Here is a 24,535-nt window from a genome sequence, read left to right on the forward strand (position 1 = left end):
CTTTGTCAAATATCCATCTAATTACTGCCTGCTATACCTACTAATCTCGGCAAACTCTAAAGGTTCACCATCTCTGGCGTATTCAAGATATGCAAGAGGTTTTTCTCTTACGATATCCTTGAATGCCTGACCTATTTCTGTGAGACTCCACCTCGTATTCAATTTAATTAATTCTGAATTGCCTCTGGAATGCGTATCACTAGAAGTATTTTTAACCACAGTTGAACTCTTCAATAATCCCAAGGATGAAAGTTCAGCCTTAAGATATTCAGGTAAATCATTTACTGAAGTAGTGGCCAAACGAGCTATATCAGTTATATACATTCTATCAATGACAAATGCCAATCGCTTGTATAATGAGAATGCTATGTTTTCTCTAGCTAAGTACCTCGCCGCTTGTCCCAAAAGTCTTGCTTTCTCAATATCATCAAAGCGTTCGATAGCAACTAAAGATACCTTACCAAACTTTTGACTATACTCCGAATCGTCTTGAATTTTATCTATCATCTTCTGTCTGCTTGCACTTGGTTCCTTACCGACTTCTCTTAAAAACTCGATTACCTTCTCCATAAACAGAAAATCCCGAATTGCTAGCGTTGCTTTGACTCCTTTAGTGAAGTAAGATACTATTGGTATACCATCTCCCATATCAAGGAACTTTTCGATTGAATAATCAGCAGCCCCACCTATAATATCAACAAGGTTATCTTTAGCTGTTGATGCTTCAAGGCTGTTTTCAATATTTGTTATTTCTGTCATATAAGTGGTGGGATTGAATATCTATTGCTCATATTCGTTATTCATCTTCAGAGTTAAGATAATCATCATTTGGATCTAAAAGATTATTCTCTATTAAGCCTATGCTCATCATGTACTGAAGCAAACGATGGACCATCCTCTGTAAGATAGCTACCATCTTCATAAGTGATTCCATCAACTGGGCGAACCCATATAGTTGCATCGAAGTACTCTTTAAACATTTCAATAGTTGCTCTCAGCTAATCCCTGGCCTTTCAAAGAAACAGGAACATACATACGGGCTAGTAGATACCTGTTAGATATATAGTCTTCTTCTTGATCATTCTGAATGAAAACAAAATCCTCATCATCTCCTATTTGTTCACCATCTTCCCAATAGGTTATGGCTTCGTAATCGTCTATTCTAATTGTTATGTGTCTACCGTCAGCTATTTGGTAGATTCTTTCATTTTCATTGTCTTTAAGTAATATTGCTCTCGGCATCGTTTGTTTGGATTAATAAGTAATAGTTAATGATTATACTGTTTCTCATTGATATGATCAGTGTCTTCTTGGTGCTGATCTAGTGTGTGGCTAACGTATGTTTCCATCTTTACGAGTATAACCTTTTACATTGCACAGTTCCCACTTACGAACAAGTAGATTTAGTTGTTGATCTCTTAGCTTGCAGATGGTGGATAAGTTGGATATGGGTTTACCTAGTGCTATAACCTACGATTCATCTCCCTTCTACTCTATAAGTCGTCATTTGCTTTGGCTCTTATGATATTACCATTGATTTTATCTAAGTATGTTAACTTAACAATGCAACTCGTTACACTATTATGCTCAATTGAAAGTTCTATATCGCCATTATCAGTTCTCCAAATGGAATAATACTTACACTTGTCAAACTTAACTTGATACATTTTACGATCAGAGCTAACAGATAGTGAACCATATCTACCATAATCGCCAACAAATGAATTTTTAAGAAAGGTGACTTGATTTCCTTCCTCTATAAGAGACATTATTCTATCTTCTAACCCCATTCAGTTACTATTTTTATCTATATAGTTCTTTATGCTCTTTGCAATGATTCTCTACAATGGCAATCCATTTGTCATACCAATACCAAGCATTTTCTACTTGTACTCCATAACCCTTTCCTTCGGCCTTAGCATTTAACGATTTCCAAAGTTGGGTATGTTGGTGTACACCGAACTTAATATAACCCTTTGCTTGCATCGCTTTCCATATTTGAGTTGGCAAATGTTTTTTCATTTCACGGTCTTTGATAACAACATATTCTTTGTTAATATGTTGTGCCTCTGGGGAGTCCGCTTTAAGAAACTCAATCACTTTATCTGCCTGTCCCTTTTTATTCACTATCTTAGGTACATAGAGAACTCTATATGCAAATCTACTATCATTAAATTCTTGCTCAGTCAAAGCTTCATCAAAGGCATTGATGTAAGCAGAAATATTTTGAGGTAGATCAGTGAATTGTCTAAGTTGAGCGGCATGTTCATCTTTGATAGATGAGAATTGTAGGGAAAATGAAAGATGTTTATCTATACCATATTTTGGATCAAACAGTGCTTTTATACAATCATTGTAATTTAGACAGCAAGCTTGGAATCTGGCACTCAGGTATTCATCAATCTTATTGGTCATCTGATGCTCGATCTCGTGCCTTAGTCCAATAAGGAATTTTAAATTAGAAGCTACAATTGACTCAATTGGTGATTCTGCACAGTCTAGACAACGCTCAAGCTCGAAAAACTTGTAAGCTTTACGCTTAGTTCGATCATACCACTTCCTACCATTCTTTATAGTATGGTATCGGTACTCGATATGTTTTGATCTGTAGTAAGCGTGAAGGAGATAGGTCCACGCGATGGTTGACAAAACGATATAAGTTTCCGATTTGAAATGAATATTAGGATTGTTGAAAATTTGGACAGCACTTAACATTGCTTCTCTAGACTTCACCAGTAGTTCTTCTTTTACCGACCATGTTTTTCTAATGGCCATGATCATTGGTATTTAGTAAAAAAAATGGGATTCTATCACTTGTTATGAGTGCGTCTGCAAAGAATAAAAGAATTAATCGATTCATAGAGAGTTTAAACTGATAATTTAGAATAACAAAGGTAGAAGAATAAGCAAGGCACACAAAAGTGAATTGTAGTAATTAATCTTCAAGAAAGTACAACGTTAATAGCTAACGGAAACACGTAGGTTAATTTGCTTATCATACGCATTCCAAAGCTATATTAAATAGATAAGATTTCTAATAACTCGTAATCTATCTTCTCATTATGAGTTTTAAATATGGTTTTATTAATCAATAAGTGCACCTTACATGATTCATTGATTAGGGACTTATATGCAATGAGCTGCTCTTCACTAACTTCAGAACTAATGCCACCTGAATATTTAATACCTAGCTCATCCTGAAACTCGAATCTACCTGAATCCAGTAATAGACCGCGTAGTGTTCCTTGGAGAAAAGCTTCATTTTCCTGAATCTCAGCAGAAGCTACTCGCTCGTATGCCTCTTTAACTTGTCCGCTTGTTATCTCTATGCCTACATCGCCACTTTCCATTTTTAGCATAGAGTCCTCTGATGCGATTTCATGTAAGAATTTTTTAAGATTTACTAAGTTTCGAACTGGCACATTTGAAATTGTTTTTTCGAATATGTCATCAGTAGATGATGCACTAGATACCAAGCTAATGACATCTTTTATTGCGTTCGCCACATCGGTTTCTGCAAAAAGATCGGTTCCTTCGAGTTGACTTAGTTCCACTCCAAAAGAACCGGTTGGTAGTGCCGTCAGGTAGAGTTCAGTGCTTTGTTTACTTTTTGCTTGTCCTCTTTTACCGACATTTCCAAACCTTAGAAATGCAAATTGCGTTTTAACCATCTCTTGGAATGGTGAAATCGTTTTAGATATAAACGTCGATTTGATTCCAAGAGAGCCAACGACCGCTCGACCACTGAAAAGCAGTTGTATTCGTGATTCTGATTTATTCTCAGGTATTTGCTCTAACTCGCTTCTTAAGTTATTTAGTCTTTCTTCAAGTCCTACAGACATTAAAGGGTGTCCCGCAACAATTCCTAACAGTTTTTCAGTCTCAACTATCTGTGCCTTTACGTTTTGTATTTTTCTATATAGGCTCATATCAGATTGAGTTTAAATAGTCAAGTGCTTGTTGATCTTCCAAAGGTGTATTCAGCTCAACTCTAAGCATCCCTTTCCATACACCTAATCGGTTATGACTGAACAATTGTAGCCAGTACCTTGTTTGCTCAATTAGCACTAAAGGGTGGGTACTGTAAACAACAGGATAATGATCTAACTTGTAATTTGCCTTAGAAGAAATTGAAGAGACAAACTCTCTAAAGTTAACTAGTATGTCATTAGTTTGATCATCTGTTAAGTTACCAACAAATGTCACAAGATCCAAATCATTTGGCGGTCTTCCTTGACTTGTCTCTACATTCTCAGTAAAGCTTCCGTCTATCCACTGAAATCCATGAACAATGCCATAATCATTCATCCTTATTCTAAAAGAGATAAGTCCTTTCAGAATGGTAACTCTTTCAGGTGATGTTGCAAAATGCTGACAAAGCTCTAAAGTAGTACAAGAGTATGGAGATAGGTCATTTTGTTCTGTGGGATTACCTAAATGCGGAGGTAAAACATAGTTATGATCGAAATTTGGTATAGGCATAGATTGAGAGCATACTATAACCTCAAGTAAGTATTAACATATCGCTTAGCTTGAGAAGCTTATCAAATGTAATAAGTTTTCGATAGACCTACAATACCTATTCATCAGTATTTAGCGGCAGTAAAAACTTACAGTAGTAATTTATTTCTTCAAATTGGAAACCGAGTTAACAACATTGTTAATGTTCATCTTATACTCTGCACAACTTGGCTTAAACACGGGGAATAAAAAAGAAATTGTGCGTATGTGGTGTATTTACAACATACTGGGGAACCAATATCTGATGTTAAAAGGAGATAAGAGATGATAATGGTTATTAATCAAAGGGATAAGATATCATTTATGATGCACCGCATGGTATAAAAAAGCCACATATTTCTATATGGCTTAATCGGCATTTGCGGTTGCCTAAAAAATATTCCCAGTGCACTACCTCATAGTCATGTGGTCGACTACTTGTTTCAATAAGGCCAAGCGCATATCAACTGCCTGTTTGGCTTTTAGAATGACAATTACAAACATAACTGGTCGTTGCACATTTTTATTTTGAAGGGGTTAATAAACTAGATATGATAGGAAAATGTGCAGCCTACTGTTAGACGTCATTGTCACTGTTCAATGGCAACTAGCGATTACCTTTAGCTCTATTATGTGACTTACAAAGCATTTGGCAATTATTTATCGCAGTACCACCGCCTTTACTCCATGCAGCAACATGATCTGCATCCATCTCATTCAACTTCCAGATTTTGGTTTTGTTTACATCATGCCCAATAGCGCAGTATGGGCAGTTCGAAGTTCGATTCGTTTCTGCTTCCTTAGTCTGCTTGCTATAAACGTCCCGCTTAGTAGCTTCATCAAAAACTCTGACATCAAGTAGTTTGGTATCGGTACAACCACCAAGGATATATTCATATACGCCTCGACGGTTTTTTATATAGTAATCAGAATATAGCTCTTGCACTTTATTGGAGACAGCGTTTGGGTCGTATGGCTGGTCATGATATGTTTCATATAATCTGCCCCATTCCAGACCTTTCATCTCGTTCTCAACACTGTTAAAAACCCCAGAGACCCAATCTATCACACTATTGAAATAGGTTTTAAGTTCTGATATATTTGAGTCGTAACGATGCCGGCTCATATATTCTCCTACAGTCCCTTTACTAACCCAATTCAAAGCACACTGTAAGAAGTCTTGACGCAAAGCGCTTCCAGATACGTATGCGCTCCATTTCTGTATATTAGCATTTTGAGAATTGCTAAATTCAGCTTTCGCAATTGTTACAAAAGGGCCTGAATACACGGCATTGAGTAATTCTTGATCGTTCAGAGGGACACCTGCTATATTAATAGTCTTGAACCATTCTTTGATTTCACTCTCTTCGCCTTCGCATTCATATATCAGAAGTTTGCTATTCAGTATTTTAGACTGCTTATCACTTGCTATGCCACTGAAATACTGTTCCATTCCATTCTCATCTTTGATGGCGAATTTATTTGTTACGAAACGTCCGAAACTGGTAATCCTTTGTTGGCCATCTAAAACTTCAAGCTTGTCAGCTCCAACCTTATTTAAGTAAATTAACCCTATAGGATATCCTTTTAATAGTGACTCTATAACTGCAACGTCCCTTTTGCCATCAGCATATATATAGTTTCTTTGATACTCTGGTTGGATTGTGAGTTTACCAGAAAGACCAAATAGGCCTTTACCCTCTAGCTCATTATAGACGAAGCCTTTACATACGTCCTCAATAGTAAGTTTGGTGATGAGTGTTGTTTCCATTACTTAGATTTCTTATGCTGTATTAAAATTCTTGCGTAGACAATTGCAAGGGGTCCATCAGCATTGTCCGCAGTGTAATAAATATCAGATGGGGTTTGCTTTAGGCGCAATGTAGCTCGGGTATTGGCCTTGCTTCCATTGCCAATTGTTCCATTTGGATTATTTTGTTTTGGGTTTTTGTATTTCTTAGATGGTCGACATTCAAATTCGTCTCTTCCTGATGTTAAGCCTACAATCTCAAATTGCTCTGGGCTGTATTTATCAAGAAAGCTTATCGGAACACCCATTACACCCTCGTAATCCTGAGGGATAAACTTAACTGTAGGAACCTCAATTGCATCGTAATTATCGTATTGCTCAAACGGCTTTTTAGATCCAAACTTTATGATGTCCTGCTCATTCATAAGTTGGAGTGGCTGATGTCGACGACCGTGATCAATATTCGTAAACCAACATGAATTACCAAGTCTAGTATAATCGCCTACATATCCAAGCTTGGCAGCTTTCTGCCTATCCTTTTCTCCAACTTCAGTATCTTTTGGAACAGCGAAAACCATATCACTTCCATTACCTGTTGCTCCCAACCACACCTTGTTTTCTTTAATAAGTGTAAAAACTTCTTTGTATGTAATTGCATTCATACTACCAATGATTACAAATTGCTTGTCTGCCTCTTTAAGCCAAGCTAAAAATTCTCGGAACAAAGAGAATGGTGGATTTGTAATAACGAAGTCGGCTTGGTCCCTAAGCTTTTTAATCTCATCACTTTTGAAATCCCCATTGCCCTCCAAATATTGCCACTCCAAATCATTTACATCAATCTTCCCATCGCCAGATTTATCGCGTTCCAATGTGAAGATCTTGCCGTTCTTAATAGTCTTGTCCTCGTCAAATTGAGGATCGTTGAGTTCAAAAAGTGTAGGTTGATATTTGCTTTTGTACTTTTTGCTGTCTTGGGCATAACTTGTACTTACCAATCGCTTCAGACCAAGCCTCTCGAAATTCTGCGCAAAGAATTTGGTAAAGTTACTCCACTCAGGGTCATCACAGGGTAGCAGCACTGACTTTCCACGGAACACATCAGGGCTATAATCTAAATAAGCGTTAATCTCTTTCTCTATATCATGGTATTGTGTATAAAATTCGTCGTTCTTCGCATTTTTCGCATTTGTGAGATTACTATTAGCCATATTTTAACCTGAAGAGCATTTAAAAGGCACCTTTGTATATTTAACCGCTGAAAATAGCAATAATCCTTCACATAATACAATTAACCTCGCTCACCGCCTGCGAACTGAGAAAATGTGTGAGAACTGGTAGCTGCAAAGCAGCGAGGTTCGATCTATGTTTTAACACAAGCGTGAACGCAGCATTTTCGATTACGCAGGTGAGCTGAAAAGTGGAATGCGTGTGGACTTATCCAGGATAAAGCGAAGCAAATCCTAGATAAGTACAGAGAAAGCATTCATGAGGTGACTGCTTTGCCAAAATTAAAACCATGACACAAACGAAGTGACTGGCGTGTGTTTTAAGTGGCATTAACCTCACCGAATGCCTATCTACCTACCTTAAAGCAGTGTCCCAACCGAAGCATTACAGACTCGAAAGTGAACGCAGTACCTTATAAAGCAAGCACTACAAATGTCATCTTCCACAGAATCAATGACTAGACTGAGCCTTTCCTCGCTTAAGCCACTCCTTTTGAGGAAAGGCTAAGTTTAGGAACGTCGAGACATAGATGTGATAAGCTCATCATAAATCCAAAATAGTATAGAAGTGCCTGCCCAATAACCAAATAAAATAAATAGGAATGACAGTGAATTTAGGGGGTATATGTTGTTCAAACATAAGAGCCACCAAAACCCATAGCCAGCAATCATTACATATGAAATAATTCTATTTAGCTCTAGGTATCTTTTTAATTTCCGGTTTATAAACGAGTCGGGATATTGTAAAGCCTGAGAAGTTGAAAGTTTGTTCAATCTGTGAATTATGAAGAGTACGAAACAAACTCCAAGCATATATACTGTGTAATCAATCTTATCGGCCAACATTGATTCCTCTACAATTTGATCTAATTTGTGTGGCTCACCGCCAAAATCTCCGGGTTTCAGGTATGCATCATAATATTTCTTATCATACTTTAAATAGGTTTCAGATGCATTGTTTGCTTCACCGTAAAAAGGTGGAGTATTCGTATCTAACAACGCTATATATGGCTGCCAATTGAGTATTAAAAATCCGACGCATGCCACAATGACAAGTATTATTAAGTCAGTATTGTTTCTGGAGCGCATTTGCATTGTTTGAATTTCAAGTATAATAAAAAAAGAGCCATAGTTGCTATGACCCTTTCATAAGATGGGGGGGACATGATATACATTCTTAATGATTACTATGTCCATCTTTTAATGAATTTCTGCCATGCGCTTTCTCTACTATTTAGGGTTTTTATATTTTCAGCTAATTTATCTATCTTAGATTTGGCAATAGCGACTGCCTCTTCAACCGAAGCTTGCTTTCCATCTTCAAGTTTAAGTCGTAGTGACAAATCAAATGAATCATGATTCTGATTACTTAATATCAAGCCCCGAATCTGCCTAAGCTCGTTTAGTAACTTGATAGCTTTCTCTCTTTTGAGCATACCACTATTAATCTTATTATCAAGTTGGAGCATATAAACAGTTAAACGCTCCCATAGAGTTATTATTCTTCGGTTATAGTCCATTAATATTGCTCTTTAAATTGTTACAATGTTGTATTTAAGAAGTGGTTTGTAAGATATTTTGTCATTATGTAGTTGAGCATAGCCATACGTCTACCTAAATTTTCTTTCTTACTGGGATTTCCTGTTGCTTTAGAGCCATTGTCAGCTAATCCCAAATCTCTATTCGATGCTTGTCCCTCATACTTCATATTAACTAGCTTATTATAGTATAAATCCCAAGTGAAGGCATTTGAGCAGGACATAGCTTTAAATATACTATAAGTTCCTAACCAAAGCTCAAAGTCTTTGTCTTTTACTGAACGCTCTGATTTCATTTGCTCAAAGGCTTTACCGAACGTGTCATTTAGGAGCTGTTCACTTGCCTGATAGCTTGTTCCATTGATTTTAAATTCATATCTGCATTGACCATATGAAAAGCCCACTAATAAGGAGGCGAATAATGTTAAGATAGTTGTTTTCATGATGTTTTAGTTATCAGTTGCCCATAAAATCAAAAACACAATTAACCAGTACAGACCGAATGCTACAGCCAGTAGTACGAATGGATTATCAGTAGGCGTTATGTTCTCTATTAGATCATCAAATCCATGAAGTAGCCAAATATAGACTTGTGATAAAAGGTAACCAAGCCAAATGAAGCGTTTGGTTTTTTTGCTCTGCTGAGCATAGTTGGAGATTGCAGACATCTAGATTGTTTTTATCCAGTAGTCCGAGCTGGTGGTTAATGCAAAAAGCGCAGGACTGAGCTATGTCTGCGTCTAAGAGGTTCGGCAAAAACCTGACAACAACAAACAAGTCAGCCTACGCTTTTTCAGCATAGGCGTGAACTTATCTGCTCTTGTTGTCTTTGTTATTTTGCCGATTCCTTAGACAAGAACTGATAGCTTACGCTAATATTTTAATATGTTAATTCTACTGTATTCCTTTAAATCGTTGGTTCATCCTCCGTTTTTAGTTCAACCGTAAAGATAATAAGGAGAAATGAATGTAGGTGCATTCCTGCACCCATATTTTTTATTTATGCTGCTTCTTTCTCTACCGTGGCAATGGAGACGTAACCAGTTTCACCCTCTACAACTCTGCGATAATAAAAATTATGAAGTTGCTCAGCAGGTGTATAGTTTACTCTAAGCGAATATTCAATGCCGCCAGTATTGTCGTTCGATTGGGTTAATTGATAGCACTCTCTAAGTAGATTGTTGGTTAATGCACTTCCAAATTTCTGTAATGCTTCTTCTCCAAGATCTACAAATATGTAGCAACGGCCATCCTTCGGGCTCATAGATAATGTAATGTTCCAGTGGTAACAGATAAATTCTTTTACCAGATTGGTGTTCTGCTCATTCTTGGTATGATCCATTAAAGCATACGTTCTGAACTTGGCAACATCAAATCGCTTCAGAAGCTCTTTAGCTGCATCAACCATTAAGGTGTATGCTTTTTCTACTTGCTGGTTTACTTGTTGCACATCAGTTGTAATGGCAACGTACTGTGTCTTAGATTGTGCTTTCGCTTTGGTTTGTGTTTTCATTGTTTTAAGAATTAAAAGTGATTAAATGGAAAAGGCACCCTGTCAAGAGTGTCTGTAGATTGTTAGAATAGCTTAGTTTGAAGTGTCTGTTTTAAAAGGTACTGCGTTTGTTTAGGCAGTTACACCGGAACATATTCAAGGATGTGAATCCTTTCTTTTGGTTGGTAAGCAAGTACACCTTGGTAAAACTTCGGAAAGTCTTGATGCCTCTTTATTTCAAATGCCCACATTGGGCTATGCACCCTTTTAAACCATTCACGTATTTCAGCCTCAAATGGGCAGTTGTGGAACTGGTAAAATACCTCGTACTTTTCGAGGTAGCTACATCGCACATGGTAGTAAAAATAAGGTGTGATAAAGGTGTGTAAACCCTCTGGATCATATGGATCAATCTTGCCATTGATTTCTGCCACTGTTCTATCACTTGCATTTGGTAAAGTTGAGTACATCTTTTTAAAGCGTTTAAGTAGGTCATGGTACATATATTCTACTCCCTCGTTAATGGATTTTTCTCGTGGGAATGCTCGTCGCGCCAGTTTGTGATTCTTTAATGCTGGCAGTTGTGGTTCATTTTGCTGTTCGTTTTTTGAGTCAGCTGCTTCAAATAGCTTCATATTCTTGTATGTCAGGTTGAAAATCGTGGTTCATCTGTGTATGAAATCAAAGCCTGTATGTAGCTATAGCTAGGCTTAAATCTTTTGATCTCTCGTCGGAACCATGAGGGGGGCTTGTATTGGAACTACCTTGGCTCTCATACCACAGATCGAAAATCAATTTTCAAAGCACTATTCCTATAGGTATTATTTGAAAAATCCTACCTTATAAACCCAAGCATTTTAAAGCTGAAGACAGTAGTCACTCTGAAAAGGTAACACAATAAAATGCCCCACAAGGTATTAATCTGGTGGGGCAAATGGTATTTTAGGCGCGTTGCTATAGTTCAAATTTTGCAAGCTGATATCTAATTTCAGCCACTGTTTCAAAATTGGCTAGAGCATCCTTTTGTAATTGAGAAACTTCTGACTCCAAGTGCCTTTGGGTTTGATCTATCTCATCACTTCTAAGTTTCAAGGCTTGTATATCTTCATCAGATAAATCCAATTTAAGTAGCTCAGAAATATGATTCAATTCATTCTTCAGTTCAGACAACTTGGGTTCAATAATTGAACATTTTTCAATAGTAGCTACTAACTGATTTTGAACTTCTAAGAGTTCATTTACTAGGGTTTCATAATCATTATTCATGTGTTATTCGTATTACCATTAAGTAGGTGACGATTACACTCAAGTTTTTTAAAAAGAAACGTCCACCTATTTAATGTTGTGATAAAATTTTGATTGCGGAATCTAATACCGCATGTAGGTGGATCTAGAAAGTCGGTAGGAGAAAAATGAGGAATCGAAATATGAAAACCTCCTACCGACTTGTTGATACAAAGATACGAAAAAGCATGCACTTTCAAGAATATTTCAGATGCCAAAACCTATTTTAAGAACCTGATAAACAGGGTTTTGTAATGATTTTTTAGTGTTCTAGAATTGATTGTTATCCTCTGATTTGATATAGCTTATAAAAGGCAGGATGCCTGACAATATAATCGACAGGCAAACTTCTATTAAGAATATAAAGTGCTATTAAAATAGGCGTTAACAAGAACTCCTTACCTTTTAAAAAAGGCAAGTGTTTAGTGTCTGAGAATAGCCTTGTTGTGCGAATGAGATTACATATGGATGATGTAGGGGGCATCATTTACTTGCCTTGGCTTAAATTTATATTTTTGTTTTTATCAAATAGTTTAGTAATAGTACGTCACAGGTAGCTTTTGTTTTGAGCAGGTTACCTCAGGCATACTGTAACTATAACAGTATATTCATTCCCCTTAGTTCCAGTACGTGTCAGGTAACTTTTTACTTCTTTAAGTGCCTCGATTTTCGTATCTTTATGTGTCGATTGGCAATTCAATCAAGTATAAGATGAACCTCCATCAATGCCCTTTATCTAGGTGCAAGATCAGTATAGTCAAATGATAATGAACAATGAATTATGTATCAGGCCAGTTTGTGGCCTTACCAAGGATAACCAACCTTAACACCCTAAAACTTAAATACACAGATATACTTACTTATACAGCATTGAGATCATTTGATGGTGATGAAGGCTGTTTTCCCTCTTATGAATCCATTTCAGCTAGAGCAAACTGTTCAAGAGATTTCATCGTGGCCTCAGTAAAACGTCTTGAAAGATCAGGACTGATTATGGTCAAAAGAACTAGAAAGCGTATTGTAAGAGATCGCTTACCTGTTAACGAATATAGGTTTAAACACTTCGATCTATTTGATCCCATCCCTTATGACATATTCGAAGCTACACTTACGTTGCACGATAAAGCAATGCTTTTGAGCTTGCGCCAGTTTTTTTATGATGTCAAGATCAGACCATTATATACCCTAGCTAGAATTGCCAAAGAATTGAAACTGTCCACTAAAGTCGTTCAGCAAAGGTTCAGATCACTGATCGAACTCGGTTACATAGTCAAGTTAAAAGTGCCACGCAGAAATCTGCGCTTCAGTTACAAGTATGAGTTGAGCAGCCAAGTTAACTGGATTTGGGATCGAAGCAAGCTTAATCTAACGAATGGCCTCGGTTTATTGTTGAGAGTAAGCTAAAGAGGCTTGCACATTTTCTTAACATCGGGGTTAATAAAACCAGTATTCAAATTAAATGTGCAAGCCATGTTAAACTATTCAGTTGACGTCAACGATGGTTTTTCACGTGTCGAGTTCAAACTCAATGGATTAAGCTTTCGTTCCAATATCTTATACATTCTGACTGATGTCTTCTTGACTCCCTTTGTATCGACAAATACCTCTGTAGAGAGAGAATCTTCCTCGAGTTGTTTAAGCTCTTTCTTTTTTAGAGCTACGTGGCCTGTGAATAGGTGGATACAAAAGTAGGTTTCGATGTCAGTAGCCTTGGCAGTTTTCTTTATGTTGAAATCATCATAGACCTTTTGGATCTTAAGTTTAACTTCTGATATTGGGTAGCTGATGCCTACTTTAAACAATTTGATAATAGCATCTATCAATCCGTGATGGTTGAGCCCGTTCTCTATATCATACATTAGTAGTGCCCTTTCGATTGCAGACTTTTTATGTCGTAGTTCTTGTATTTTTGCCATACCTAAGATCTCTTCAGCTCTAATAATTAAGGGAAACCTACTTTTCAGATCATTCCTAATGTTTGCTCTTTGTTGCTCATCACTTACAAATTGGTTTTGGATTATTTCAGCACAGCACCACTTAATGTTGGCACTGCTATAACGGCTCATAGTTTTGGACATCGCCACAAAATCTTCAGACAGATAAACCTTTTGCTCTTCAATTACATTAAAAAGCTCTGAGAACTCATATGCTAGTGGTAATGCAATGGGGTGGCCATAACACTCATTCAGTTTCCAGCCATAAAAATAGTTGTCAACTTTGAAGGGATCTAGTTCCTGTCTTGTGTTTATAAGGTTGGCGTATGGACGAAGCCTTTGCTTTGATTCTTCGTAAATCCTGGCTACAGATTCGCTGACCACAGTCTCTTGAAGATCATTCAAAGCTTTGTAGCCCATGTAAGAATAGCCTATATCTGATTGTGCATTCTCCCCAAGTCTAACTACGGATTTATGATGGTTGTTAACTATATGCGTGGCTGTTCGGTATCGATCTTTCACCTCGATAGTGCCATAGGGCTGTCTGAACCTGCCAAGAATTTGATAAACATCAGTGTTAGGATCCACAATGCTCCATTCGGCATATAATGGATCTGATAAGATTACTATATCGGGCATTTGCTCGAACCCATCGATGTCAAGACCATTGTAAAAGCTGCTTGTAAGGAAGTTAAATTTCGCAAGATGAGCGCTATCAATCTTTGAGAAGGAATTGAATCCATCTTTCAAGCTGAAGTCTTTGACTCCGTCTTCTGAGCAATAGATATGGGCTTTCGATTTTAGTTCATTCTTGGTGATGAGTGTTTCGATACCATTCAAGGAATTGAAGAACACAAATAACATTTCACCATCGTACTGATCTACATAATCTTTGAATGCAGCTCCCAAGTTGTTGATGCAGAGTAAGGTGATATCCTTTTTAACATCCCTCTCATGATTCACTTTAATCATTTTGAAGCCTTGCTCAGCTAGCTTTGGATGTGATGGTTTAAAAGGTGTAGCAGATATCATGGCTTTGTTCTTGAACTGAAAGAAATGGTCTGTGAAGCTTGAAATATTTACCCTGTATTTTACATCTGTAGTTATTTTGTGAGACTCATCGCATAAGAGAAAGATTTCTTGGTAAGGGTCAATGCCGGATTGTTTTAAAGCTGTTATAATCTTACCAAGTCCCTCAGGGGTTGAAAGAAACTTTAGATGCTTAATGCCTCGTGCATCGATGTACTTTTTTAACTTTTCTACGCTAATCGCCTCTGTAACATCCTGAGTGTAGTCTTCCTTTAAATGTTTTAGATGTTTGCTTGCTATCTGGCTTTTATGGGGTAGGAGGATAATGCTATGTCGTTTACATTTTATTTCTGCCCATGTAGCCCCCCAACCGGTAATCACTTTGTTGATTATTACATTTGATGGTATTGGATTTAACCTAGGCTCGTCTGAAAAGGTTTTAGCGCCTGTATTGATGTATTCTTGGTAATCTTGGAATGGATGTATCATCTATAGTATGTATTAAATGGTTGCTATGGTTATTTGTTGTGTTCTAGATTCTGTGCCTGAAGCGTAAAGATCCATTGGTTTGTGGCATCATACTCTTCCAATTCATTGTCCTCTTGCCGAAGTATTGCTTGCATAACTTCATCATTCATATCGAGTTGTGCATGAATAGCATTAATCAATTCTATGTCTTCATCAGTACTGTTCGCAATTGCTGCTGACAGTTCGTTATCATGCTCATTATCATCATTGAAACTACCTGTAGGAAATGACATTGCATTATTGAGCAAATCCCATTCAACATAAAAAACTCTTTCTTCTTTGATAGCCACTACATTTGCTTTCATAATGTGGATAACGCTTTTCAGAAGGTAACCTGTTAGCTTATGTTTCGGGCCTATTGCATGGATGCCTTCAAGAGATTTGAGTTGGATGGTCACATGAAAATCTAAGTCGAAATCTTCCGATTCGTTGTGTTTCCAAAGACATCTTGCAATCTTGCAGTTTACGCCAGCGATAACTTGCACGGAAATATTCATTATTAGATAGAAACCTTGTCGTGGTGCAAGGTTGGACATGTTAACAGGCTTCAATAAGTCGTACTGATGCTGTTTCTGTCTGATTTGAAATTGTCTATTATTCATCTTTGCTTGTGTTAAATTCAATGTTGTTATTGAATTACAATACAAAGGTGCGGCTACTAGCCTAGGCAAAAGGCAATACTATTATACTGAAATCAATCTGTTTTATTGCCTTGATAAACAGATACTTGCTTGTTGTTCTGAAAAAGTGCGTAGATGTAGTCTTTAGGTTCTGAATCAAAATCATCAATGGTGATATAGTCAAGCATTTGAAGTATATCAAAGAAGAAGTTTGCTTGCTTGTCAGAAAGTTTTGCGTTGGTTGGTAATGTTAAATGTGTCTGGTTTACAAGGTAGCCTTGTAAATACAAGCACAATTCAACATATAGTGGGCGGAGTTTAAATTTAGGGTTCTGTAACTTTAACTTGCTTGCAGCCGTGAGTTTATCCAATGAAATATGTTGGTCGTCTTCAAAGCCATCAAACAGCTTGTAGATTTGCGATCCAAACAAGCTCAATGGAAATTCCTGCTTTTCTAGCTTATCTACTATGCTTTGAATCATCCACTCTGCAATTTCACTGTTATTTATATTTAGTGTCGGGCTTAATGATGGTTTTATCGCAAGTTGTACTTTTTCATGTTGCTTAAGATTTTTAAAGCCAAGCAAAAATATTGCTACCTCTTTAAGTTTCTTTTCTTCGTTGTATTGGTGCCAGAATGTAGTATGCCTTTCTCCGATTTCTTCGTTCTTGCGTAAGATCAGGTATAAGAGTTCTTTGTAGTGGTCTTTAAGACCGTAACGTTCTGATATCGAAGCTAAATGAAGCTGAAGTCGTTCAAAGCTAGTATTGTCAAGATATTCAAGATTTACCACAACTCCACCATCAGATTCAACGGTAGTTATTTGCTCCTCTGTTAAATTTACGAAGTAGTCACTAAGTTTTCTGAAGTTGGGTAACAGGGTAGTCGTAAACATGATTATATTAGCGGAGCCAGATTTAACTCCGCTAAGTTATTGAACTATGGATAAGTTCCAAGGTAGTACATGAATTTTTACATTCTATCCAACACCTGTTTTAGGATCTGAGCATGTTCATCATTGCTCTTTCGTAAATAGCGCAGAAAAGCAGCCTCTGTTTTATGCGTAGTAATAGCCATGATAGTGTTATTTGGGACTAGCCCATAGAGATTTGTAGCAAATGACCTTCTAGCTGTATGTGTGCTAACCAGTTGCCACTTTTGAACTTTGCTTACTCTTTTCTTGCCATTTACAAAATCGACTTTTATTTCTGAGGACTGTATTTTAGCCATGTTGCAGATAACCTTTAGTTGTCTATTCATATACTGGTTAGCGTAACCATTTGGTATGTTGTTATCATATTTTAATAGTATATCGCTAACGATTGAATTAATCGGAATAACAGCCTGAGAGCTGGTTTTACTTGTCTTCATCCTTATAAAACCATCAGAGATATTATCTGCGCTTAAACGATTAAAGTCACTGAATCTTAAGCCTGTCCATGCGCCAACTAAAAACAAATCGCGAACGCGATCTAGTTCGACGTGATTAGAAAGGTCTAGCTTCTGTATTAATGCTAATTCATCCCTATTTAAGTAAATGGTTTCTGATAAATAGGATGGCTTCCTAAAATCTTGATGTTTATAAAAGGTAGACGTATGCAAACCATCATCCTCGGCTTTTCTTAGCCAAGTTTTAATTACTTTAATATGCTTTCCAATCGTACTCGGGTTATAATTCTTAGTTGAGTTACACCATTCCGTAAAGCTTTGGTACCATTCCAAATTGATGTCTTTAAAGTCAAAACTACCTTTGGCTTTCGCAAATACCTTTAATAGCCTAAGAGTAGTGACATAGGTCTTTAGTGTATTTGGACTAGTGGCACTTGTTTCGTTATTCTTAATTAGCTGCTTCTTTGGAGCGTATATCATACTGAACCATTCAATGAACTCGAAGAAGTTTTGCTTTTTTGCATCAATTGCCCTTGAAAACCGTAAATCAAGTATTGCCTTTAGTTCTTTTGGTTCTGGAAACCGTTGCTGATTGTTTTTCTGATAGCGTTCTATTTCTTCATATACACCTTGAGTGATGAAACGCAGATTTCCATTCAAAAGTTCTGAACTTGTAGAGTCCTTCGACCTTTTTGCTTTCTGCGAGAGGTTGTCCCACATACTGGGATGAATTCGTTTGCCACTTGAGTAAACTAGCTTTTGACCATTGTATCTAATGACCACATTAATTGGTGTTTCTTTTGCTGCGTTAGGCTCTCGTAAGTTTAATTTAATCTCTGCCATATCAATGAGTTAAGCAACCATGACAACGGAAAATCGGTTGTCGTTTTGGTTGTCGGAAACACACTATATAAGAAGATCAGTAAAAACAAAAACGGCCTTCCTGTTGCAGAAAAGCCGTTTAGTGCGGAGATTTACCTCTCCAAGTGGTCCCGACGAGAATCGAACTCATATCTAAAGTTTAGGAAACTTCTATTCTATCCGTTGAACTACGGGACCGTTTTATTTTTACTCCGGCAAATATAGCAAAAGTTTTGTCGCAAGAGAATTCATTTTAAACAACTCTACAGAAAGAAAATCAATAAAAAGCCTTATCAAAAGCCATATTCAGCAATAAACAATATACTTTAAGTTATGGTTAAAAAACTGTACTACTCACCATAATAATCTTCAAAATAGCTTGATCTTTGTTTTAACAAAATGATTTAGAATATGAAATTAGCAAACAATAAAATACTTATAACCGGAGGCGCCAGTGGTATAGGCTTCGGACTAGCGGAAAGATTTATACAGGAAAATAATACAGTAATTATTTGCGGAAGGCGTGAGTCGGCATTGGAAGAAGCTGCCAAAAAATTACCCTCAGTAATTACTAAGGTTTGTGATTTAAGCACTGAAGCCAACCGAAATGAACTTTATAACTGGATTGCCGAAAATCATAACGACTTAAATGTATTGGTAAATAATGCTGGCATTCAGAACTGGATGGATATTAACGATAATGATTTTTATCAAAAAGCTGAAGATGAAATTACCACTAATATTTTAGCTCCGCTCCATTTAACAAAACTTTTTACAGGTTTGGATTCATTGGATACAATTATTAATGTAACTTCTGGACTGGCTTTTGTACCGCTATCGGCAGTTCCCGTTTATTGTGGCACAAAAGCATTTTTGCGCTCATTTACACTCTCTTTACGGCATAGCCTCAAAAATTCAAAAATTGAAGTTATCGAAATGATCCCGCCAGCTTTGGATACCGATTTAGGTGGTAAAGGCATCCATAATGTACATCCTGCTGTTAGTGATTTTGTAGAATCAGTTTTTGAACAGATGAAGGAAGGTAAAACAGAATTAACATTTGGAACAAGCGGCGATCGTGCAAAAGCAAACAATGAGGTAATTGCTGATTATTTCAACCGTATGAACCCTTAATTAAAATGGAGTCGTAATTTTAACAAAAAAAAGCCATCTGATTTGCATCAAATGGCTTTTTTGTTAAACTAAGTACTACCTGATTACACTACCTTCCTGGAATTTTTCTGCAGGCGCAACAAAAGTCAGTTTTCCTTCCGAATTTTCAGCCATTAAGATCATTCCTTGAGATAAAATCCCCTTGATTTCTCTTGGTGCCAGGTTTACAATCATGCTTACCTGTTTACCTATAATATCTTCAGGTTTATAGTATTCAGCAATGCCAGAAACTACTGTTCTTTCATCAATACCCGTATTTACCGTAAGTTTTAATAGTTTCTTGGTTTTTTCAACTTTTTCAGCTGCAATTATTGTGGCTACACGGATATCCATCGCAGAAAAATCGTCAAACTGTATGTTCTCTTTTGCCGGAACAGCAACTACATTACTGGCTGCATTACTTGCCTTGCTTTGATTAAGTTTTTCAATTTGATAGTCGATCTCTGCATCTTCAATTTTATCGAACAGGAGCACAGCTTCACCAATTTGATGACCACGTTTTAACAAGTTAACACCACCTGCATTTTCCCAGTCATGGCCACCGTTTATCAACATTTTCATTAATTTTTCAGCTGTGAAAGGCAGAAAAGGTTCAATTAGAATCTGAATATTGGCTGCAATTTGTAGCGCAAGATGCAAAATCGTTCTAACCCGGTCTTCGTCAGTTTTAATCAATTTCCAAGGCTCAGTTTCTGCCAGGTACTTATTTCCCAAACGGGCAACATTCATCACTTCGGATAAAGCTTCTCTGAAACGGTAATTTTCAATCGATGCTGAAATTTTTGCAGGATAGCCAGCCAATTCATCAATAACTACCTGGTCTACATCGGTTATCTGCATACAGGTTGGTACCGTCCCTCCAAAATATTTATGCGTAAGCACCACTACACGGTTTACAAAATTTCCCAATATTGCAACAAGCTCATTGTTATTTCTTGCTTGAAAATCTTTCCATGTAAAATCATTATCCTTCGTTTCAGGGGCGGTTGCAGTTAATACATAACGCAGTACATCCTGTTTTCCTTCAAATTCTCTCAAATATTCATTCAGCCAAACTGCCCAGTTTTTAGACGTCGAGATTTTTTGTCCCTCTAGGTTTAAAAACTCATTTGCAGGTACATTATCCGCTAAAGTATATTCGCCATGAGCCATTAACATCGCCGGGAAAATAATACAGTGGAAAACAATATTATCTTTACCGATAAAATGTACCAATTTGGTTTCGTCGCTTTTCCAGTACTCTTCCCAACCGCATTTATCACTCTCATAGCTGCTGATGTAGTATTCCTCAGCCTTCGGGTTCCATACATCTAGCTTGGCGTAATTACAAAGCTCTTTTGTAGCAGAAATATAGCCAATAGGGGCATCAAACCATACATAAAGTACTTTTCCTTCTGCATCGCGCAATGGAACACGTACGCCCCAATCTAAATCACGCGTCATCGCCCTTGGCTGCAAACCTGCATTTAACCAGCTCTGACATTGCCCATAAACATTCGGCCGCCATTCTTTATGACTTTCGATATAAGTTCTTAACCTATCTTCATATTTATCAAGCGGTAAGAACCAGTTTTTAGTTTCTTTTAAAATTGGCTTATCGCCAGATAATGTAGATTTAGGATTGATTAAATCAGTAGCATTTAAAGTTGAACCGCAATTTTCGCACTGATCGCCATAAGCATTTTCATTGCCACATTTTGGGCAGGTACCGGTAATATAACGATCGGCTAAAAATTGCTTTGCTGTAGCATCATAATACTGCTCAGTAATTTCTTCGGTAAAAACACCTTTATCGTACAAAGTTTCGAAAAAATCAGCAGCTGTTTGATGGTGCGTTTGTGAAGATGTACGGTGATAAATATCAAAAGAAACACCAAACTCTTTAAAAGAATCACCAATAATTTTATGGTATTTATCTACCACCTCCTGAGGCGTAATTCCTTCTCTTTTGGCCTTTAAAGTAATGGGCACACCGTTCTCGTCAGATCCACAGATGAATTTCACATCACGTTTATTCGACCTCAGGTAACGCGCATAAATATCTGCAGGAATGTAAACACCGGCAAGGTGTCCAATATGAACCGGTCCCGTTGGTATACGGAAGTGCTGCAGTTACGGTATATCTTTTTATTTTACTATTATCCAAAACAATTTTTATTAATTTGGCAAAGATAAGTGTTTTGAAGATGATTAAGCAGCCCCCATATTTAAAAAAAGGAGATAAGATTGCCCTGGTTTGTCCGGCAAAGAAATTACCCAAACCTATAAACCATGCTATTGAAATATTAAAAAGCTGGGAACTTGAGGTCGTTATTGGCGATAGTGTATACGCCAGCCACCACCAGTTTGCCGGAAATGATGATTTAAGAACCAGGGATATTCAAAGATTTCTGGATGATCCATCTATAAAAGCGATAATTTCCGGTCGGGGAGGTTATGGGGCCATCCGCATAATTGACGGATTAAATTTTACCGAATTCGACAAACACCCAAAATGGTTTGTAGGCTTTAGTGATATAACAGTTATCCTTTCGCATCTTATTGCACAATGCAATACACAATGCCTGCACAGCTCAAATGCCTTATACATTTGATGAATCAACCGATGAAGCATTAATTTCTTTACAGAAAGCTTTATTTGGGCAGAAACAGACTTATGAATTTGAAAGTACATTTAAAAACAGGGCAGGAGAGGTAAACGGAATTTTAATTGGAGGCAATTTAACTTTACTGGCCATGTTACAAGGTTCGGTTTCAGAAATGGACTTTAAAGATAAAATTTTATTTATTGAGGATGTTGGAGAGCACGAATATAGTATCGACCGCATGTTACGCATGTTAAAGCGGGCAGGTAAACTCAGCCGTTTAAAAGGACTGATTGTGGGCGCATTTAATGAAATTGAAGAAGAAAAAATTTCTTTTGGTCAAACCGCTGATGAGGTAATTTGGGAAATTGTAAAGGAATACGATTATCCTGTTTGCTTTAATTTCCCCACAGGACATATTAACAACAATCTTTGCATGACATTAGGTGCAGAGGTAAACTTAAAAGTAGAAACAAATAACGTTCAATTTAAATATTTATAAGATGGCAATTTTAGACAATTTAGGAAAATACCGTAATACCGGATTGTTAATATTACGTATTGGCTTAGGGGTAATGTTTATTATCCATGGTTTCCCAAAACTTGCTGGCGGCACTGATGGCTGGACCGGACTTGGCGGTAGTATGAAAGTAATCGGCATAAACTTCTTGCCAATATTTTGGGGCTTTATGGCGGCGGCAACTGAAACCTTTGGTGGTTTTCTTTTAATCGTAGGCTTGTTCTTTCGTCCGGCTTTAATCTTATTGATTTTTACTATGATTATCGCATCATTGGTACATTTTGGAAAAGGCGATGGATTAGCGGGTGCTAGCCATGCGATTGAACTGGCTATTGTATTTTTCGGATTGATCTTTATAGGCCCTGGAAAATATAGTGTGGATAAGAAGTAAACAAACATGAAAAAAAAGCCGGGCCAGGAAAATTTCCTGGCCCGGCTTTTTAGTTTTTATCTTAGTAAGAAGGATTCTGTTGTCCTGCCAATACTGGGTTGGCTTGTGTTTCTACAGTTGGAATAGGCCATATAAACCTGAAACTTGTTGCTGCGCCATCATAAGGAATTGCAGCAATGGATCTTGCTCCTGTGTAACCAGCTGCTGCATTGTATGCAGAGAAAGCAACAGTTGAACTCGTTTTTGCAGGAATTCCGTTCGGACCATATAAATTTTCTTTCGCAAGGCGATGAATATCCATCCAACGTTTACCCTCACCCAAAAATTCTATTCTACGTTCATTAATGATTGCCTGTATCAAACTTGCATCTGTTAAAAAGTTCGCAGCTGTATATCTATCAGCCAACGCAACAGATCTGTTTCTAACTGCGTTTAATAAGGCTAACGCCTGAACTGCATTGCCTGATCTTGCATATGCTTCAGAAACATTTAATAAAACCTCTGCATACCTGATAATAGGGTTGGCATCAGTCCATGTTGCCGGGTCTTTATATTTTGCGCTAAAATAATATTTAGCTGCTACTCCGGTTGCTGCATCTGTAGTAGTTAATAAAGATCTACGTAAATCAGTCGCTTTCCAAGACGGATCATTCCAGATAATTGGAGAAATTACAGCAAGTGCTCTACCAGGTGCTTTAGAATACATCGTACTTAGCGATCCGTTTGTACCAGCGTTACGTATTGTTGAATTTTCTATTGAAAAAATAGATTCAGTATTTCCATAGTTGGCACCAACACTAGCAAAAGGTCCATCAGGTGTTGCAGTTAAAGCATATCCGCCAATGGCTGCCGGGGCCGTAAAACTGGTACCCAAAGCTGATGTTCCTAATTTGGCACCTTCAGTAATTACGCCTGCATAATCGCCCATATGTAATTTTACGCGGGTTTTAAGTGCAATAGCAGCACCTTTTGTACCTCTGGTAATTTTTAAAGAGGCACTTGTTTGCGTAGGAAGATTGGTCTCAGCAAAATCAAGATCCGATAAAATTAAATCGTAACCTTGTTTAACTGTACTTCTGCCCTCATTTTTATACTGATCTACTAATTCGGGAGTATTAATACCAACTGTTCTCAACACTACACCTTGATGTGCTGCACCTGCAGTATGGTTGTACGGACGCGCAAAGTGAATTAATAATTCATGATAGCTTAATGCCCTTAAAAAACGGCATTCTGCCTCACCAGCCGTAGCCACATCTGCAGTTATTGTACCCGCACCAGCAGCTTCTTTCAGCTTTGTAATTACAATATTTGCACGATTGATTGTAGCATATAAGCTAGTCCACATTGCAGTATTGTTTGCTGTTGTTGCATCATAACTATTTTCATAAGTAACAAGAAAGAATGACGGAATAGCCATCATGTCTTCCCCTCGCATATCACCTTGAATGGTATTTGCTGCTCCAAACGGATAGCCACGATTGTTACCATCTGTATATGGACTGGATTGAAGCTGCACTATAAACTCCTGAGATGGCTAAAGCTGCACGCTGAGGGTTTGAATAGGCATCATCTTCTGCAAATGTATTATCAGGTACAATATCTGTATATTTTTTGCAGGATCCTGCGAATAACATCAAGCCCAATAAGGGAAGTACCCAGGCTTTTTTATTGTTAAAATATCTATTTTTCATCTTTAAATCTTTATTCA

At 37.3% G+C, this 24,535-nt stretch carries 27 protein-coding genes, 1 tRNA gene and 1 pseudogene; 6 read left to right on the forward strand and 23 right to left on the reverse strand.

What is annotated here, in order from left to right:
- Positions 1 to 21: 21 nt before the first annotated feature.
- From AC0IWE_RS19760 to AC0IWE_RS19785, 6 genes are all read right to left on the reverse strand, one after another.
- Positions 22 to 759: a hypothetical protein gene (locus AC0IWE_RS19760; RefSeq protein WP_471794426.1), complete on the reverse strand. Its 738-nt coding sequence runs from the start codon at positions 757 to 759 to the stop codon at positions 22 to 24.
- 222 nt (positions 760 to 981) lie between these two features.
- The gene (locus AC0IWE_RS19765; protein WP_471794427.1) at positions 982 to 1,242 is read right to left on the reverse strand and encodes a hypothetical protein; all 261 of its coding nucleotides are present in this window, start codon (positions 1,240 to 1,242) and stop codon (positions 982 to 984) included.
- 251 nt (positions 1,243 to 1,493) lie between these two features.
- Positions 1,494 to 1,790 carry a hypothetical protein gene (locus tag AC0IWE_RS19770; protein ID WP_471794428.1) on the reverse strand — a complete coding sequence of 99 codons (297 nt, stop codon included), beginning with the start codon at positions 1,788 to 1,790 and terminating at the stop codon, positions 1,494 to 1,496.
- A 13-nt stretch (positions 1,791 to 1,803) separates the two neighbouring features.
- Positions 1,804 to 2,775 carry a DUF3644 domain-containing protein gene (locus tag AC0IWE_RS19775; protein WP_471794429.1) on the reverse strand — a complete coding sequence of 324 codons (972 nt, stop codon included), beginning with the start codon at positions 2,773 to 2,775 and terminating at the stop codon, positions 1,804 to 1,806.
- 242 nt (positions 2,776 to 3,017) lie between these two features.
- Positions 3,018 to 3,929, reverse strand: a complete 912-nt coding sequence (locus tag AC0IWE_RS19780; protein WP_471794430.1) for a hypothetical protein — start codon at positions 3,927 to 3,929, stop codon at positions 3,018 to 3,020.
- Between the two features lies 1 nt (position 3,930).
- Complete coding sequence (locus tag AC0IWE_RS19785) at positions 3,931 to 4,482, reverse strand: DUF6932 family protein (RefSeq protein WP_471794431.1); 552 nt, start codon at positions 4,480 to 4,482, stop codon at positions 3,931 to 3,933.
- A 181-nt stretch (positions 4,483 to 4,663) separates the two neighbouring features.
- On the opposite strand from AC0IWE_RS19785, the gene AC0IWE_RS19790 reads away from it, so the two are divergent.
- On the forward strand, positions 4,664 to 4,789 hold the full coding sequence (locus tag AC0IWE_RS19790; RefSeq protein ID WP_471794432.1) for a hypothetical protein: 126 nt from the start codon (positions 4,664 to 4,666) through the stop codon (positions 4,787 to 4,789).
- 318 nt (positions 4,790 to 5,107) lie between these two features.
- Here the strand turns inward: AC0IWE_RS19790 and AC0IWE_RS19795 are convergent, their stop codons facing one another.
- From AC0IWE_RS19795 to AC0IWE_RS19835, 9 genes are all read right to left on the reverse strand, one after another.
- Positions 5,108 to 6,271, reverse strand: coding sequence for an HNH endonuclease family protein (locus AC0IWE_RS19795; RefSeq protein ID WP_471794433.1), 1,164 nt, complete (start codon positions 6,269 to 6,271; stop codon positions 5,108 to 5,110).
- Positions 6,271 to 7,461 carry an adenine-specific methyltransferase EcoRI family protein gene (locus tag AC0IWE_RS19800; RefSeq protein ID WP_471794434.1) on the reverse strand — a complete coding sequence of 397 codons (1,191 nt, stop codon included), beginning with the start codon at positions 7,459 to 7,461 and terminating at the stop codon, positions 6,271 to 6,273. The genes AC0IWE_RS19795 and AC0IWE_RS19800 overlap by 1 nt, the downstream gene beginning before the upstream one ends.
- A 528-nt stretch (positions 7,462 to 7,989) precedes the next feature.
- Positions 7,990 to 8,568 (reverse strand): hypothetical protein, encoded by a 579-nt coding sequence (locus AC0IWE_RS19805; RefSeq protein ID WP_471794435.1) that lies wholly within the window; start codon positions 8,566 to 8,568, stop codon positions 7,990 to 7,992.
- A 98-nt stretch (positions 8,569 to 8,666) separates the two neighbouring features.
- Complete coding sequence (locus AC0IWE_RS19810; protein WP_471794436.1) at positions 8,667 to 8,999, reverse strand: hypothetical protein; 333 nt, start codon at positions 8,997 to 8,999, stop codon at positions 8,667 to 8,669.
- 20 nt (positions 9,000 to 9,019) lie between these two features.
- Entirely contained in the window at positions 9,020 to 9,460 is a 441-nt protein-coding gene (locus AC0IWE_RS19815) for a hypothetical protein (protein ID WP_471794437.1), read from the reverse strand.
- A gap of 6 nt (positions 9,461 to 9,466) precedes the next feature.
- Positions 9,467 to 9,685, reverse strand: a complete 219-nt coding sequence (locus AC0IWE_RS19820; RefSeq protein ID WP_471794438.1) for a hypothetical protein — start codon at positions 9,683 to 9,685, stop codon at positions 9,467 to 9,469.
- A 332-nt stretch (positions 9,686 to 10,017) separates the two neighbouring features.
- A complete protein-coding gene (locus AC0IWE_RS19825; RefSeq protein WP_471794439.1) occupies positions 10,018 to 10,530 on the reverse strand; it encodes a hypothetical protein in 513 nt (170 codons plus the stop codon).
- Between the two features lie 119 nt (positions 10,531 to 10,649).
- A complete protein-coding gene (locus tag AC0IWE_RS19830) occupies positions 10,650 to 11,144 on the reverse strand; it encodes a hypothetical protein (protein WP_471794440.1) in 495 nt (164 codons plus the stop codon).
- Positions 11,145 to 11,463: 319 nt separating this feature from the next.
- Positions 11,464 to 11,775, reverse strand: coding sequence for a hypothetical protein (locus AC0IWE_RS19835; RefSeq protein WP_471794441.1), 312 nt, complete (start codon positions 11,773 to 11,775; stop codon positions 11,464 to 11,466).
- 792 nt (positions 11,776 to 12,567) lie between these two features.
- Here AC0IWE_RS19835 and AC0IWE_RS19840 point away from each other — a divergent pair.
- Positions 12,568 to 13,197, forward strand: a complete 630-nt coding sequence (locus tag AC0IWE_RS19840; protein ID WP_471794442.1) for a helix-turn-helix domain-containing protein — start codon at positions 12,568 to 12,570, stop codon at positions 13,195 to 13,197.
- 74 nt (positions 13,198 to 13,271) lie between these two features.
- On the opposite strand, the gene AC0IWE_RS19845 is transcribed toward AC0IWE_RS19840, so the two are convergent.
- The 5 genes from AC0IWE_RS19845 to AC0IWE_RS19865 form a co-directional block, all read right to left on the reverse strand.
- On the reverse strand, positions 13,272 to 15,245 hold the full coding sequence (locus AC0IWE_RS19845; RefSeq protein WP_471794443.1) for a hypothetical protein: 1,974 nt from the start codon (positions 15,243 to 15,245) through the stop codon (positions 13,272 to 13,274).
- A 29-nt stretch (positions 15,246 to 15,274) separates the two neighbouring features.
- A complete protein-coding gene (locus tag AC0IWE_RS19850) occupies positions 15,275 to 15,886 on the reverse strand; it encodes a hypothetical protein (RefSeq protein ID WP_471794444.1) in 612 nt (203 codons plus the stop codon).
- A gap of 92 nt (positions 15,887 to 15,978) precedes the next feature.
- A complete protein-coding gene (locus AC0IWE_RS19855) occupies positions 15,979 to 16,800 on the reverse strand; it encodes a hypothetical protein (protein ID WP_471794445.1) in 822 nt (273 codons plus the stop codon).
- 77 nt (positions 16,801 to 16,877) lie between these two features.
- The gene (locus AC0IWE_RS19860; protein ID WP_471794446.1) at positions 16,878 to 18,137 is read right to left on the reverse strand and encodes a site-specific integrase; all 1,260 of its coding nucleotides are present in this window, start codon (positions 18,135 to 18,137) and stop codon (positions 16,878 to 16,880) included.
- 144 nt (positions 18,138 to 18,281) lie between these two features.
- Positions 18,282 to 18,353, reverse strand: a tRNA-Arg gene (locus AC0IWE_RS19865).
- Between the two features lie 213 nt (positions 18,354 to 18,566).
- On the opposite strand from AC0IWE_RS19865, the gene AC0IWE_RS19870 reads away from it, so the two are divergent.
- Positions 18,567 to 19,289, forward strand: a complete 723-nt coding sequence (locus AC0IWE_RS19870; protein WP_471794447.1) for an SDR family oxidoreductase — start codon at positions 18,567 to 18,569, stop codon at positions 19,287 to 19,289.
- A 75-nt stretch (positions 19,290 to 19,364) separates the two neighbouring features.
- Here AC0IWE_RS19870 and metG read toward each other — a convergent pair.
- Positions 19,365 to 21,474, reverse strand: a pseudogene (metG, locus tag AC0IWE_RS19875) (methionine--tRNA ligase).
- Positions 21,475 to 21,490: 16 nt separating this feature from the next.
- On the opposite strand from metG, the gene AC0IWE_RS19880 reads away from it, so the two are divergent.
- From AC0IWE_RS19880 to AC0IWE_RS19890, 3 genes are read left to right on the forward strand one after another with little or no spacing between them, the layout of a single operon-like run.
- On the forward strand, positions 21,491 to 21,922 hold the full coding sequence (locus AC0IWE_RS19880) for an LD-carboxypeptidase (RefSeq protein WP_471794448.1): 432 nt from the start codon (positions 21,491 to 21,493) through the stop codon (positions 21,920 to 21,922).
- On the forward strand, positions 21,906 to 22,415 hold the full coding sequence (locus AC0IWE_RS19885) for a S66 peptidase family protein (protein ID WP_471794449.1): 510 nt from the start codon (positions 21,906 to 21,908) through the stop codon (positions 22,413 to 22,415). The genes AC0IWE_RS19880 and AC0IWE_RS19885 overlap by 17 nt, the downstream gene beginning before the upstream one ends.
- Before the next feature lies 1 nt (position 22,416).
- On the forward strand, positions 22,417 to 22,824 hold the full coding sequence (locus AC0IWE_RS19890; protein WP_471794450.1) for a DoxX family protein: 408 nt from the start codon (positions 22,417 to 22,419) through the stop codon (positions 22,822 to 22,824).
- Positions 22,825 to 22,885: 61 nt separating this feature from the next.
- Here AC0IWE_RS19890 and AC0IWE_RS19895 read toward each other — a convergent pair whose 3' ends face one another.
- Together AC0IWE_RS19895 and AC0IWE_RS19900 are read right to left on the reverse strand one after the other, a co-directional pair.
- Positions 22,886 to 24,343: a RagB/SusD family nutrient uptake outer membrane protein gene (locus AC0IWE_RS19895; RefSeq protein ID WP_471794451.1), complete on the reverse strand. Its 1,458-nt coding sequence runs from the start codon at positions 24,341 to 24,343 to the stop codon at positions 22,886 to 22,888.
- A complete protein-coding gene (locus AC0IWE_RS19900) occupies positions 24,309 to 24,518 on the reverse strand; it encodes a hypothetical protein (protein ID WP_471794452.1) in 210 nt (69 codons plus the stop codon). The genes AC0IWE_RS19895 and AC0IWE_RS19900 overlap by 35 nt, the downstream gene beginning before the upstream one ends.
- Positions 24,519 to 24,535: the final 17 nt, after the last annotated feature.

The organism is Pedobacter sp. AC402 (assembly GCF_979252805.1).

What these genes read in the sequence shown, in the direction of transcription:
- AC0IWE_RS19760 (WP_471794426.1), bottom strand. Translation starts at nt 759, where the DNA reads ATGACAGAAATAACAAATATTGAAAACAGCCTTGAAGCATCAACAGCT.
- AC0IWE_RS19765 (WP_471794427.1), bottom strand. Translation starts at nt 1,242, where the DNA reads ATGCCGAGAGCAATATTACTTAAAGACAATGAAAATGAAAGAATCTAC.
- AC0IWE_RS19770 (WP_471794428.1), bottom strand. Translation starts at nt 1,790, where the DNA reads ATGGGGTTAGAAGATAGAATAATGTCTCTTATAGAGGAAGGAAATCAA.
- AC0IWE_RS19775 (WP_471794429.1), bottom strand. Translation starts at nt 2,775, where the DNA reads ATGGCCATTAGAAAAACATGGTCGGTAAAAGAAGAACTACTGGTGAAG.
- AC0IWE_RS19780 (WP_471794430.1), bottom strand. Translation starts at nt 3,929, where the DNA reads ATGAGCCTATATAGAAAAATACAAAACGTAAAGGCACAGATAGTTGAG.
- AC0IWE_RS19785 (WP_471794431.1), bottom strand. Translation starts at nt 4,482, where the DNA reads ATGCCTATACCAAATTTCGATCATAACTATGTTTTACCTCCGCATTTA.
- AC0IWE_RS19790 (WP_471794432.1), top strand. Translation starts at nt 4,664, where the DNA reads ATGTTCATCTTATACTCTGCACAACTTGGCTTAAACACGGGGAATAAA.
- AC0IWE_RS19795 (WP_471794433.1), bottom strand. Translation starts at nt 6,271, where the DNA reads ATGGAAACAACACTCATCACCAAACTTACTATTGAGGACGTATGTAAA.
- AC0IWE_RS19800 (WP_471794434.1), bottom strand. Translation starts at nt 7,461, where the DNA reads ATGGCTAATAGTAATCTCACAAATGCGAAAAATGCGAAGAACGACGAA.
- AC0IWE_RS19805 (WP_471794435.1), bottom strand. Translation starts at nt 8,568, where the DNA reads ATGCGCTCCAGAAACAATACTGACTTAATAATACTTGTCATTGTGGCA.
- AC0IWE_RS19810 (WP_471794436.1), bottom strand. Translation starts at nt 8,999, where the DNA reads ATGGACTATAACCGAAGAATAATAACTCTATGGGAGCGTTTAACTGTT.
- AC0IWE_RS19815 (WP_471794437.1), bottom strand. Translation starts at nt 9,460, where the DNA reads ATGAAAACAACTATCTTAACATTATTCGCCTCCTTATTAGTGGGCTTT.
- AC0IWE_RS19820 (WP_471794438.1), bottom strand. Translation starts at nt 9,685, where the DNA reads ATGTCTGCAATCTCCAACTATGCTCAGCAGAGCAAAAAAACCAAACGC.
- AC0IWE_RS19825 (WP_471794439.1), bottom strand. Translation starts at nt 10,530, where the DNA reads ATGAAAACACAAACCAAAGCGAAAGCACAATCTAAGACACAGTACGTT.
- AC0IWE_RS19830 (WP_471794440.1), bottom strand. Translation starts at nt 11,144, where the DNA reads ATGAAGCTATTTGAAGCAGCTGACTCAAAAAACGAACAGCAAAATGAA.
- AC0IWE_RS19835 (WP_471794441.1), bottom strand. Translation starts at nt 11,775, where the DNA reads ATGAATAATGATTATGAAACCCTAGTAAATGAACTCTTAGAAGTTCAA.
- AC0IWE_RS19840 (WP_471794442.1), top strand. Translation starts at nt 12,568, where the DNA reads ATGAATTATGTATCAGGCCAGTTTGTGGCCTTACCAAGGATAACCAAC.
- AC0IWE_RS19845 (WP_471794443.1), bottom strand. Translation starts at nt 15,245, where the DNA reads ATGATACATCCATTCCAAGATTACCAAGAATACATCAATACAGGCGCT.
- AC0IWE_RS19850 (WP_471794444.1), bottom strand. Translation starts at nt 15,886, where the DNA reads ATGAATAATAGACAATTTCAAATCAGACAGAAACAGCATCAGTACGAC.
- AC0IWE_RS19855 (WP_471794445.1), bottom strand. Translation starts at nt 16,800, where the DNA reads ATGTTTACGACTACCCTGTTACCCAACTTCAGAAAACTTAGTGACTAC.
- AC0IWE_RS19860 (WP_471794446.1), bottom strand. Translation starts at nt 18,137, where the DNA reads ATGGCAGAGATTAAATTAAACTTACGAGAGCCTAACGCAGCAAAAGAA.
- AC0IWE_RS19870 (WP_471794447.1), top strand. Translation starts at nt 18,567, where the DNA reads ATGAAATTAGCAAACAATAAAATACTTATAACCGGAGGCGCCAGTGGT.
- AC0IWE_RS19885 (WP_471794449.1), top strand. Translation starts at nt 21,906, where the DNA reads ATGCCTTATACATTTGATGAATCAACCGATGAAGCATTAATTTCTTTA.
- AC0IWE_RS19890 (WP_471794450.1), top strand. Translation starts at nt 22,417, where the DNA reads ATGGCAATTTTAGACAATTTAGGAAAATACCGTAATACCGGATTGTTA.
- AC0IWE_RS19900 (WP_471794452.1), bottom strand. Translation starts at nt 24,518, where the DNA reads ATGAAAAATAGATATTTTAACAATAAAAAAGCCTGGGTACTTCCCTTA.